Below are 11,355 nucleotides of genomic sequence, written 5' to 3'. Positions count from 1 at the left end.
CCGGGGAGGTATCCGGCCGCCAGTGGGGAAGCTCGCGGCCACAGAGTGCTAGATAAACGGCCGCCTACGGGGAGTATCCACTGGCCGCCGTCACAGGGCCAAGTACCCCTACCAGCCGAGCGTCATCACCCTCACCCACGGCAAGGACGGCACGGACCGGGCCTTCGTCCCCTACGAGCGGCCTCTCCCGGTCCGCACCACCAAGGTCGGCGAAGCTCTCCTCGTCCCGGTCGGCGGCTCGTGGAACGACACTGCGTACCCCGTCGGTGGGCCGATGCGTACGCGGACCACGCGGGAGAGCGAGGCCCTGGTCACGGTTGATCCGGCGCCGTTCATCGTGGAGTTCCGCAACAACTGCGATGCCTCGCCGGTGACCGAGCCGCTCAGCACCGTTGCCACCGCCCGCCATCACGGCCTGGTCGTGCCGGGCGGCGTCGTTTCGCGCCAGATCCGCAACACCCTCGTCATTCCCTACCGCCGGGGAAGCACACCCAAGCATGCCGGTGAGCCCCTGCACACCCTGTCCACACGGGACTCGGCCGGCGTCGTGCACAACGCGCCCGCGATCGAGGACTGCTACTTCCGCATGCTCCAGCCGCGCGAACAGCTCTCGGCCCAACGTTTCCCCGAGACCTACGAGGTCGCCGGCAACAAGGCCGAACAGACCCGACAGGCCGGCAACGCCGTGAGCGTCAACGTCGCCCGTTTCTTCGGCGAACGCCTCATGGCTGTCCTCGTCTGACCGCCCCAGAAGAAGGAGAACACCGTCATGACCCCTGCCATATCCGATGAGCTGGTCGTCCTCGCCCAGCAGCGTGAGGAGCTCGACATCGAGCGGCGCCGCATTCAGAAGGCGCATTGCCTGGCCGTGCTCGACCACATCTCGGCGAAGATCCGCCGTGCCTGCCCCCAGGCCCAGTACGTCGGCTTCGCCTACTACGGCAAGACGCGGGAACTGGACCTGCTCGGCGTGCTCGGCGCCCAGGCCAGCCCACTGAGCGGCCTGCCCTGGCTGTGGGAGAAGAGCGACGAGGAACACCATCTCGCCGAACTCGCCGCAGAGATCGAAGTCGACCTCCAGACAGCCCTGGAGCCCTTCGACTCTCCCGCGTGGGCCACCGTCCGGCGCAACAGCGCCGGCGACGGAAACCTCTGGCTGGGCGAGCTGCCCCCGGCCGACCGGGCGGCCCGTATCGCCGAGCTGGTGCATGAGCACCACCCGGAAGCCACCGCCATCGTCGTCGACGGCCGCAGTGCCGGAGGCAGCGTCATCGCGGTGATCGAGGGGGCCGCCGACGACGGCACCGACAACCTGGTCCGGCGGCGCTGGACGAGCGACCGCGACAACGCCCTGACCCGCCTGATCGCCCAGGTCTTCGCGCTACCAGCCCTTGCGGACCGCCATCTCGTACCAGTCGACGGCCACAGCCACGCCCACCCCGGCACCCCTGGCGACCGCGTGCGCCTGATGCCGCTGCCGCCGACGCCGTAGCCGATGCGGAGATCCGATGAGCGGCCCTGGCTGGGCCAGCGAGGCACCCTGCGCCGGGGACCTGCGCTTCACCCCCGACAACGCGACCGCGGACTCACTCAGCAAGCCGGAGATGCGCAGCCTGCTGGCCGTTTGCCGCGAGTGCCCTTTCCGGGCGCAGTGCATTGCCTTGGTCAAGCCGCGCGGCTCCCTGTTCGACGGGATCTGCGGCGGACGGCTGTGGCTCGACGGCCAAGTCCACGCCACCTGCGAGGACGCCCACCCCGGCGAGCTCGCAGAAGGCGCTGCACCCATCACCCACGGCACGCCGGCCGGAGCCCGGGCCCACAACCGGCGCGGTGAAACGGCCTGCTCCCTGTGCCGGGAGGCCGGACGGCTTGACCAGGCCCTCCGACGCGGACGCAACCGTGCCTCCGGCGCGTAAGTACCCCTTTCTCAACCACCTTCTTGGAGAAGACATGTTCACGATCAAGGCGGACGCCCTGTCCGCCATCCTCGAAAAGGTCACCCCGCACCACCTCGGCAGGCGGGACACCGACGACCTGGACGTGGTCGTCTTCGACTGCACCCGCAGCTGGCTTCACGTCGTCGGCGCCAGCGCACGCACCATCGCCGTCGCCCGCACCCCGATCGAGAACGCCGGGCACTGGATCGTGCCCGTCGACTACGACGAGGCCATGGCCCTGCGTGCCTGGCTGGACACGTCCGACCACATCCACGTGGAGTACACCCTCGACGGCGGCCGCCCACTGCTGCGCTTCGCCGAAGGACCCGCGCAGATCACCATGCCAGCCGCCACCGACTCGCCCGAGCTGCCCTGGCGGCCCATCGTGCGCCTGGAGGCTCAGCCGCCGCACACCGCGCCGCGCGCTCTACAGATCAGCTCCGAGGATCTCGCCCTGTGGGAGGCGGCGGGCGACAACGTCGAGATCTGGCCCGCCGCCGGGGCGGCGGCGTTCGTGGTCACCTCGGGATCGGACTTCATCGGCGTGCAGCTGCCACAGCTCGAAGCGCCAAAGGGGAACCCGCTGAACGGCTGGACGGCGTCCCTGCGGATGCGGTGGTTCCTGCACGAGGGGCTGCCCTACGAAGTCGGAGCCGGCTACGCGGACCGGTGGGGGATGGTGTGGCGCATCGTCGCCCGTCCGGCGCCGGGGCACGAGCCGACGGCAGTCTCTGCTGACCCGTCCGGCGCTGCACTGCCCCTGTCGGTGGTGCTCAACACGGGCGGCCCCCTCCTGCGCATTCCTGCCTGACCTCTACTCAGAGATAGGTGACATCGGTGAAACAGGTGACGTCTATTTCAACGGATGGGCGCATTGCGTGCAATTCGACCGCTCTGGGAGGCGATCCGGGCTTCGGGCTCCACGCCCTGCCCATCGCGTGGCGCGCCCGCCTCACCCCGACCCACCTCGCACCCCAACTGCCCAGTTCTGTAATCGAAGTGAAGGGATTCCAGTGAACAAGGCCCAGCTCATTCAGACCGTCGCTGCCAAGGGTGGCCGCCGCCTCTCGCCGACCGAGGCTGTGGAGATCGTGCTCGACGTCATGGTGCGCGCCGTTGTCGAGGGCGACCGTGTCTCCGTCACCGGCTTTGGCTCCCTCACCCCCCGGGATCGGCCGGCACGCGAGGCGTACAACCCGCAGACCGGCGCCAAGGTGATGGTCGCCGCCACCCGTGTCGTGAAGTTCCGCCCCGGCGCGCGGTTCAAGGACCTGCTGACGCAACACCGGCCGATGCCCGAGTCCGGCAACTGCCTCCAGAAGGACCCCAAGACCCCCCGCCCGTAACCCCTGCGCACCAGGTCGGGGGGACAGAGGGGGGGGGGGGGGGGGAGAAAAAAAAAAAAAAAAAAGAAAAAACACCGGGGGGGGAAAAAAGAAAAAACACCCCACACGACGCGGACCGGGGGGAATCGTTACCTCTTGTCTTGGTCCTCGGCACCCCGGCGTCCAAAACACCAGGCGGCCGAGGCCGCCGAACTGTCGCGGCGGCTGGACAAGATGGAGCACCTGCTCAGCGGGCAGGCGATGCCTTCGGCGCCACCCGTAGAGGAAGTCGCCCGCGACAGCGCCATGATGCGTGTCGACTTGGCGCGCTTCCAGAACCTGGTCGAACGCGCGGGCTGGATGCCCGGCGCCGAACCACGCCAACTGTGGCGCTGGCGCAACGGCTGGTGGGAACTGGCCCACCGCAAACGCAACCCCCGGGACGGCCACCCCGACACCGGCTGGTACCTGTGGGGGCCGCCCGAAAGCTACTTCGGCCAGTGGACTGCGGCAACGAAGTCCGGCGCGACCCGCGTAGCCGACAAGCTCATCACCATGCACTTCACCGCCGCAGCGAAGGAGTCGCGGTGACCGGCCGGTGCGACCAAGGGGGCGGCATCCGCAACGCGCCCGCCACTCTGCCCAGCCTCCAGGAGAAGGGGCAGTGGCAGCCACGCGTCATAGGGCTGGATCTCTCCCTGACCTCCACGGGCATCGCCGGTACCGACTGGGCGGTGGCCGCGCGGCCGGGGCAACGGCGCAGCCACGAGCGGATGGACTGGCTGCTGGGCGCCATTGGCCTGCACGTCCAGGACGGCGCCGACCTCGTGGTGGTCGAGGGTGCCGCCTACGCGCAGGGCGCACAGGCCGGGCACCACGAACTCGCTGGCCTGTGGTGGCAAGTGACGCAGTTCCTGTGGCGCCAGCGCATCCCGTACGCCGTGGCGAACCCCCATCACCGCACGATCTACGCGACCGGGCGGGCGAATCCTGCGCAGCACCTTCCGCGCAAGGAACGGTCCCGTGTGGCCAAGGGCATGGTGCGCAGCGCGGCCGTCGAGCGGTACGGCGTCGCATGCGAGGGCCCGGGCCGGTACGACCAGGCGGACGCCACGATCCTCGCCGCGATGGGCCTCGACTGGCTCGGCTACCCGACGGTCCCGGTTCCGGACACCCACCGGCGGGCTCTGGAAGCGGTGAAGTGGCCCGACCTCATCCCAATATCCGCGAATTAAGGAATTGAGTTGCGGAAATTAAATCCCAATGCAAATGCATGGACCTTGCTTTTGGGTTATTTGCCATTAAGATATAAGTAAGGAATTCGGGAAATGCCCGAATGGAAAGGGTGAGGGAAATGAACGGCTGCCCGTGCGAATGCAACAGCGGCGGATTCTGCGGCGGCTGCGGCCACGCCGGATGCGGTGGACGCCGCTAAACAACCCCCCCCGAAAGCACAACAGCGCCCCCGGCCCGACGGCTGGGGGCGCACCCATACGCGCAAGCGCCCTCTTGGAGACCACCACATGACCACCTACAGCCGAGGAATTCAGGCCCTCGCCGACCACATCGGCACCGAACCCGAATACGTCGCCCGCGCCCTGCGTGCAGCGTCCCGCGCCCACGCGGCCACACGAGCCCACCAGTTCCAACACATGACCGACGAGCAATTCCGGCGCCTCATGGGCCCCAACCGCCACTTTGTCACCGTCGTCGCCAACCTCGCGATGCGTTTCGCCGGCCGCATCGAGGACGCGCTGCTCCTCATGGACATCTACCACGCCAGCCAAGGCACCAAGCCACCCCGACAAGTCATCCGCAAGGGCGTCGGAACCGTCCCCGAGCACCACGACCACCCCCACATCCAACAGGCCATCCAAATCCTCGACGCCGCCGGACTGCCGCCCCTCGTCACCGACGGCACCTACCAACTACGCCCAGGCTTCCAAGTCCTGCCCACCTGCGACGAGTTGCCCGGCTGGATCCTCATCGCACCCGACCCGGACTGCGACGACCGCACCGGCTTCGCCGGCGGCCGCCTCGGCTACCTCGCCGTCATGCGCTGGGCCGGCTGGGGCGTCATCACCGAACCCATGCCCGCCGGGACCTGGGCCGTCGTCCACCCCGACCACCGGCACAACCCCTTCCCCTCCTGACCCCTCCCCGCCCGCGAACGCCCGGCACGGCCAGCGAGCCGAGCCGGACCCCGAAGGAAAGGCCCACAGCACCGTGAAGCTCCCGGTGGACGACGACACCCTGCACGCCTGGTCCAAGCTCCTCGCACTGACCGAAGAGCAGGCCGCCACCACGCTCAAGGAGATCGAGAGGACCCTGCGCGTCGGCTACGAGCACCGCCCGGTCGCGCTGCGCGACCTCAGCTTCGAGGAACTCATCGCCGACATGGACGTCGACGAACTGGCCCTGATGTTCCTGGCCACCGGCCTGCGTCAGGCCGGACACCCCGACGCCGCCGACAGCGTCGAAATACGCGGCATCGCAGCCCGGCTCCAGGACCACCCCAAGGCCGACTGAACCCCGTCGCCCATCCCCACCGCCGCCCCGGCCGCGCCCCGCGCACCGGGGCGGCCCCATGCGCACCCAGAGGAACCCCATGTCCGACGACGACATATTCCTGCCGCGGCCCGCCGCACCGGCTGCTGCGGCCCGCCCCGCCCCGAATTGGGCGACGAAGGCACCACCCAAGTCGAAAGCCGCCGTACGCCCCAAGGCCACGGCCAAGACCACCTGGCGCAAGGCCTACGCCCCGCGTGACCCGCACGAACACGCCCGCAAGATCGCCGAGAACGTCATCGACGCCTGGCACCGCAGCCACGGCGGCAGCAGCATCGACGTCCCCCTCGGCACCGTCGCCGCACTCGCTCTCCTGCGCCAGCCGCCGAACACCGGCAACGGCCTGGCCGACTGGATCGTCAGCCGCCCACCACACGAACTGCCCCAATTCTTCAAGGAGATCTACCTCGGCCACTGGATCAGCCGCCCCGACCTGATCAACCGCGCCCTGCGCCTGCACGACTGGGCCTGGAACCCCGACCCCGACCCCCAGCAGCTCCGCGCCGTCCACGCCCTCACCCACAGCGCACTCAACCAGGGCCTGTTGGACCTCACCGGCCACAACGACCCGTACATGCGCGCCGAGTCCGACGTCCTCAGCCCACTGCTGACCGGCCTGCGCCACAAGAGCGACAAGAAGTGGCGCGGCGAATACCACACCCCGCCGAGCGTCACCGACCTGCTGGCCAACATGCTCGTCGACAAAGACTTCGCCCAGCCCGACATGGCCATACGCGAACCCGCCGTCGGCACCGGCACCATGCTCCGCTCCGTCGCACAGAGGCTGCGCGACCTCGGCCTCAACCCGCACGACTACCTCTGGTACGGCAACGACATCGACGCGCTCGCCGCAGCCTGCGCCGCCGTCAACACGATCATCTGGGACCTCGGCCCCAAATCTTTCATCGGCTGCGCCGACTCCCTCGCCCTCGAGGACGGCGGCTACGCCAAGACACTCACCGAAGCCAAGGACGCCTTCGCAGAACGCGACCGCTACATCGACACCGCAAACACCATCGTCGCGACCCGCCAAGCCGTCCTTCGTCTGGACGAGCTCACCTCCAAGGAGCCATCCACTGCATGAGCGATGAGCACGACCTCGCACGACCCCGCGCCACCCCCGCGCAGACCAGACGCCGGCCGTCCTTCGCACAGCCCCAGCCCACCGGCGCCGCCCACCCCATCGACCAACTCGCCCCCACCCTCGAACCGCCCTGGCAGCAGGAGGACTCCGAGACCCCCGACCGCACCGCCAACTACACCCACCCCGACGGCCACCGCATCGGCCTGCGCCTCCAGGGCGACGACCTGATCATCCAGACCTGGATCACCGCGGGCCCGGCCCTCCCGCCGATTCCCGATGGCAGCGACATCGAGCAGGCCGAGGTCCAGGCAGCCAACGACGCCCGCCTGCAACCCGGCCGTACCTGGCACACCACCATCCCCACGCGCCTCGTCGACGACCTCCCGACCGCAGTCGCCGCCGTCGTACGCCACCTCATGCTCGCGCTCACCAACAAGCCCAAGAAGGTCCGGCTCACCTCGAACGACAAAGCCAGCCCCGGCACCAGCTCGCCCGACAACCCGTCATCCATCACCGACGTGCAGGAGACCCAATCATGACCACGCCCTCCAGCCCGCCCAAGGTCGGCAGCCCCGGCGAATTCGCCCAGGTCCTGCCCTTCCTCCTCGGCTACCAGCCCGAGGACTGCCTCGTCATCCACGGCGTCACCCAGACCGGCACTGGACCAAGCATGGTCCTGCACCTCCCCGAGGATCCCGCCCCCTGGCAGTGGCTGGCCGAAGCTACAGCCCGCCGGTTCCACGCGATCCACAAACACGGATACCCCGACATCAACGACATCGTCGTCTTCCTCTGCCGCACCCCACGCCAGGGCCAGACCGCAGAAGAGGCGGTCGAGAACCTCTGGCCCCTCGGCCAGGCTCTGATCGACACCTTCGCCAACCTCGGCCGCGCTCCCGTCAAGTGGGTCATCGCCCTCGCCGACAACCGCTGGTGGTCATACGAGTGCCCCTACCTCGAGTGCTGCGAGGGCCAGCTGATCCCCGGCCCCGACGACCCCCACAGCGTCACCGCCCAACTCATCCAGCTCGGCCACGCCCCCCGGCGCAGCAGCAGCGAGATCACCAAGGAATTCCAGCCCAGCATCCCGGAAGCCCCCACACACCTGCGCCGCGCCCTCGACAATGAGAGCACCGCCTGGGCCCAACTGTGCCGCGGTACGCCCGCCGAGCAGGACGAAGCCGTACGCCCCACCCACATGCTCCTGGAAGCCACGATGCGGGACTTCCGCGAAGGCGCCACCGAGATCGCCGACGACATCGCCGCCCGGCTCATCCACGGACTCCACCACGAGTGGCTCATGGACCACGGCCTCGAGTTCATCGAGGACGACGACCTTCCTCACGCTCGACGTCTGTGGGCCGCCCTTTGCCGCCGGTGCATCCCGCCCTACACCGACGCAGCCATACCCGCGCTCACCCTCCTCGCCGCAGTCACCTGGCGACAGGGCGACCTCCCCACAGCACGCCACGCACTCAGGCAAGCCCTGACCGCCGACCCCGAATACGACCTGGCCGAAGCCATCACCGACGCCATCAACAGCGGAGCCGACGCCACAAGCTTGCTCCCCGTCGCCCACCAGGCGAAGGCCGAGAGACTCGACCGCGCCCAGAACACCGGCACCCACATGAACTGAACGACCAGCCTCCGCGTCCCCGGCACACCTAGCCGGGGCCGCCCTGAGCGGAACCACACCCATGACGAGCGGCAGAAGCGTTACCCACGTCGATCCCGCTCAGACTCCGAACCGAGGCACGCCGAGTATCTTGTATCTAAGCGGCTGACCTGGGGCGACGTCGCGCGGCGCCACCCTCGGACGAAGGGGGTGGGTCACTTCAGCCGGTAAGGGACTCCGCTGCGTACGAGTTCGAATCCTGGCTTCCCTCATGCTTCAACCTGCGTTGATCCCTGCATGCCCCACCTCAACGTCCGCAGGGGAGATCTAGGGGAACCGCCAGGGGACGCGCAGGGGCCAGAAGGACCCGGAAGGATCAAGGAAGCCCATGCAGAGCCAGGACGGCAAATCGTCGCTGACCTGTGGTTTTGAGAAAGAGGAGGCAAGAGCAGGGTCCGATTAGAAGATCCGAAAAGGACTCATAATCCGTCGGCCGTGGGTTCGAGTCCCACCCGCCCCACTCTCAGGCTTTGATGCAGGAACGTTTTCACCTGCGGTGTAGCAGTCGCCCCTCTCTTGCGGAGGGGCTTTCGTCGTCTCTGGTGATCGTTAGCTCAGCCGAGGCTCAACCGAAGTGCAGACGATCAAGACATGGAGCGGCCCCGGTCGGCGACGGGGGTCAGCCGGCCGGGGCCGCGGGGTCCGCCCGCCCCCAGGAGCTCACGGGGTGCAGGGACGGGCGGGGCTGGGCCGCTAGCTCGTCGGTTCGTCCTCGCCGTGAGGCAGCGGACACATGTCGACGTCCGGCCCGGCCAGCATGGGGATCATCTGCTGGCTGGGATGGACCGGGCAGTGCCGTCGGCCCCGGGCATTGTCGGTGTGCCAGTCGTCCTCGGCGATGTCCCGAGCAGTGGGCGGGCGGTACCTGCTGGCGGCCATGGTCTGCTCCTACTCGTTGTCGTTCGGGCCCGGGGTGGGCGGGTCGTCATCGGGCTTCGGCACGGGCGGCCAGGTGGCGACGGTTCCCACAGTGGTGCGCATGGGTACTCCCTTCCGTTGACCGCCCCGACTACGGTCGGAGTCGGTCAGTCTCTTGACGGGGACTTGCCGACCCGCTCCGGTGCTCGACCTGTCCAGGGGCGCAGGCACCGGGGCGGGGTCTTGCAACCCCTCCCGTCGGATGCGTGCGGCATCGGGCGGGAGGGGGATCTGTGGGTGTCAGTCGCCGGACAGCGCGCGGGCGATCAGGACGCGGGCCAAGACGCGCTCAGCGGTGCGGTCCGGCTCGACCAGGTCGACGTGCTCGCGGTGTGCGTAGACGTCCCAGCCGGGTCCGCTCAGGGCTGCCTCGTGCCACAGGAACACGGCGTCGTCGGGGTCGGTGATGAGGCCGTCGCAGTGACGGCAGACGTGCAGCGCAGTCACGTGGTCCCGCCGAGATTCTCGTAGTGGTCGCAGAGGGCGGCCACGGAGCGCGCGAGACGCTGAGCGTGCGCGATCCCGGCGGGCGGAGAACCGCCCGGTTCCAGGCCGAGCCGCATACGTGCTTCACCAATGCACGCCAGGGCGCAGGCTCGCGGCACGTCGTCCTCGGGGAGCCGTGCGGCGGCGGTCTCCACCTCGGGAATGGTCAGCATGATGTGGCCGCGCAACTGGAGGGTCAGCGTGTCCAGTTCGGCGGGCATCGGTGGCTCGGCGGTCTCGGCGAGGAGACGGCGCGCGGCGGCGCGCATCGTCTCCAGGTCGACCGGTGCCCGCTCTGCCGTGGCGGCGGGCGGCGTGGTACTTCTTGCCATGTCGTCAGCTCCTCGCTAGCTGATGGCCGCGCCCCCGGACGTTTGCCCGTCGCGGGGGTTTTGGCGATCTAGCCAGCGTCTTGTGACTCCTGGTGTCGAGGCGATCCCCTACCGGTAATCTCACCGTGGGATGGGATTCCATCCCGCACGCGATACCGGGGGCCGCGCCATGGGAACCGCGCTTGAGCCGATCCAACTGCCCGACTGGGCATGGGAACGCGCCGAGGTCCGCCAGTCGCTGAGAGCCCGCGACATAGGTGCCGTGTTCCGGCACGCGCAGCAGTACGCCGGCGCGAGCCAGGCCCGCATCGCCACCGCCACGGGCATGACTCAGGCCCGCGTCTCCGAGATCATGAGCGGCCGCCGCGAGGTATCTCGGCTGGACGTGTACGAGCGGATTGCCGACGGGCTGCACATGCCCGACGACGCCCGTCACCTCCTCGGCCTCGCCGCCGGACGGGAACGCCGTACTGGCGGTCCCGCGTTCGACCTCGCAGCGTTTCCCGAAGTGGTGCGCGTGTACGCCGCGCAGAACTCGGCGGCCGAGGAGATCCAGCAGCAGGCCCGCGAGGCCACGGAGTTGGACGTCCTCGCCGTGCGTGGCCTCGGCCTGATCGGTCTGAACGATTCGCTGCTGCGTGCCTGTCTGCCGCGCGAGCAGGGCGGTAAGGGCCTCCGTGTCCGGGTAGCTCTCCTCGACCCCGACAGCGTTGCCCTGGCGCGCCGTGCGGCGGAGATCGGTGAGTCCGCAGAGTCCCTCGCGTCCGGGGTGCGGCTCGCCGAGGCGCGGCTGAGGGAGCTCGCCGAGGTGGGCGACGTCGGTGTGTGGCGGTACGGGATGCTGCCGACGTGGCGGCTCATCCGCACGGACGGGACCATGTTCGTTGGCGCGTTCGATGCCGGGTGGGAAGGGCACGAGTCGGCGCTGTACAAGGTGATGGAGACGCCGCACGGCCCGCTGTTCCGGGGGTTCCGGCGGATGTTCGAGGCGGTCATCGACGGCGCGCAGCGCACGATCTGACGAGGAGGG

16 protein-coding genes are annotated in these 11,355 nt (G+C 69.1%); 13 read left to right on the top strand and 3 right to left on the bottom strand.

Going from position 1 to position 11,355, the window contains the following annotated elements; translation table 11 throughout:
• Window positions 1-274 precede the first annotated feature (274 nt).
• The 12 genes from ACFU95_RS46570 (at window position 275) to ACFU95_RS46515 (ending at window position 8,550) form a co-directional block, all read left to right on the top strand.
• Window positions 275-742 carry a DNA cytosine methyltransferase gene (locus tag ACFU95_RS46570; protein WP_383842452.1) on the top strand — a complete coding sequence of 156 codons (468 nt, stop codon included), beginning with the start codon at window positions 275-277 and terminating at the stop codon, window positions 740-742.
• A gap of 27 nt (window positions 743-769) precedes the next feature.
• The gene (locus tag ACFU95_RS46565) at window positions 770-1,492 is read left to right on the top strand and encodes a hypothetical protein (RefSeq protein ID WP_383842449.1); all 723 of its coding nucleotides are present in this window, start codon (window positions 770-772) and stop codon (window positions 1,490-1,492) included.
• A 16-nt stretch (window positions 1,493-1,508) separates the two neighbouring features.
• Window positions 1,509-1,916 carry a hypothetical protein gene (locus tag ACFU95_RS46560; RefSeq protein ID WP_383842446.1) on the top strand — a complete coding sequence of 136 codons (408 nt, stop codon included), beginning with the start codon at window positions 1,509-1,511 and terminating at the stop codon, window positions 1,914-1,916.
• 34 nt (window positions 1,917-1,950) lie between these two features.
• A complete protein-coding gene (locus tag ACFU95_RS46555; RefSeq protein ID WP_383842444.1) occupies window positions 1,951-2,748 on the top strand; it encodes a hypothetical protein in 798 nt (265 codons plus the stop codon).
• Window positions 2,749-2,950: 202 nt separating this feature from the next.
• Window positions 2,951-3,283: an HU family DNA-binding protein gene (locus ACFU95_RS46550; RefSeq protein WP_383842441.1), complete on the top strand. Its 333-nt coding sequence runs from the start codon at window positions 2,951-2,953 to the stop codon at window positions 3,281-3,283.
• Between the two features lie 135 nt (window positions 3,284-3,418).
• A complete protein-coding gene (locus ACFU95_RS46545) occupies window positions 3,419-3,853 on the top strand; it encodes a hypothetical protein (RefSeq protein ID WP_383842439.1) in 435 nt (144 codons plus the stop codon).
• Complete coding sequence (locus tag ACFU95_RS46540) at window positions 3,850-4,497, top strand: hypothetical protein (protein WP_383842436.1); 648 nt, start codon at window positions 3,850-3,852, stop codon at window positions 4,495-4,497. The genes ACFU95_RS46545 and ACFU95_RS46540 overlap by 4 nt, the downstream gene beginning before the upstream one ends.
• 288 nt (window positions 4,498-4,785) lie before the next feature.
• The gene (locus tag ACFU95_RS46535) at window positions 4,786-5,415 is read left to right on the top strand and encodes a hypothetical protein (RefSeq protein ID WP_383842433.1); all 630 of its coding nucleotides are present in this window, start codon (window positions 4,786-4,788) and stop codon (window positions 5,413-5,415) included.
• A gap of 73 nt (window positions 5,416-5,488) precedes the next feature.
• On the top strand, window positions 5,489-5,791 hold the full coding sequence (locus tag ACFU95_RS46530; RefSeq protein ID WP_383842430.1) for a hypothetical protein: 303 nt from the start codon (window positions 5,489-5,491) through the stop codon (window positions 5,789-5,791).
• A 79-nt stretch (window positions 5,792-5,870) separates the two neighbouring features.
• Window positions 5,871-6,914 (top strand): N-6 DNA methylase, encoded by a 1,044-nt coding sequence (locus ACFU95_RS46525; RefSeq protein ID WP_383842427.1) that lies wholly within the window; start codon window positions 5,871-5,873, stop codon window positions 6,912-6,914.
• Window positions 6,911-7,453 (top strand): hypothetical protein, encoded by a 543-nt coding sequence (locus ACFU95_RS46520; protein WP_383842424.1) that lies wholly within the window; start codon window positions 6,911-6,913, stop codon window positions 7,451-7,453. The genes ACFU95_RS46525 and ACFU95_RS46520 overlap by 4 nt, the downstream gene beginning before the upstream one ends.
• On the top strand, window positions 7,450-8,550 hold the full coding sequence (locus tag ACFU95_RS46515) for a DUF4192 domain-containing protein (protein ID WP_383842421.1): 1,101 nt from the start codon (window positions 7,450-7,452) through the stop codon (window positions 8,548-8,550). The genes ACFU95_RS46520 and ACFU95_RS46515 overlap by 4 nt, the downstream gene beginning before the upstream one ends.
• 732 nt (window positions 8,551-9,282) lie before the next feature.
• On the opposite strand, the gene ACFU95_RS46510 is transcribed toward ACFU95_RS46515, so the two are convergent.
• From ACFU95_RS46510 to ACFU95_RS46500, 3 genes are all read right to left on the bottom strand, one after another.
• Complete coding sequence (locus ACFU95_RS46510) at window positions 9,283-9,468, bottom strand: hypothetical protein (RefSeq protein WP_383842418.1); 186 nt, start codon at window positions 9,466-9,468, stop codon at window positions 9,283-9,285.
• Window positions 9,469-9,747: 279 nt separating this feature from the next.
• Complete coding sequence (locus ACFU95_RS46505) at window positions 9,748-9,954, bottom strand: hypothetical protein (RefSeq protein ID WP_383842415.1); 207 nt, start codon at window positions 9,952-9,954, stop codon at window positions 9,748-9,750.
• Complete coding sequence (locus tag ACFU95_RS46500) at window positions 9,951-10,325, bottom strand: DUF6415 family natural product biosynthesis protein (protein WP_383842413.1); 375 nt, start codon at window positions 10,323-10,325, stop codon at window positions 9,951-9,953. Before ACFU95_RS46500 ends, ACFU95_RS46505 begins: the two co-directional genes overlap by 4 nt.
• Before the next feature lie 169 nt (window positions 10,326-10,494).
• Here ACFU95_RS46500 and ACFU95_RS46495 point away from each other — a divergent pair, with 169 nt between their 5' ends.
• Window positions 10,495-11,346, top strand: a complete 852-nt coding sequence (locus ACFU95_RS46495) for a helix-turn-helix domain-containing protein (RefSeq protein WP_383842410.1) — start codon at window positions 10,495-10,497, stop codon at window positions 11,344-11,346.
• Window positions 11,347-11,355: the final 9 nt, after the last annotated feature.

Source organism: Streptomyces sp. NPDC057623, assembly GCF_042800355.1.
Classification (GTDB): Bacteria; Actinomycetota; Actinomycetes; order Streptomycetales; family Streptomycetaceae; genus Streptomyces.
This window is presented reverse-complemented; position numbering and strand designations above follow the sequence as displayed.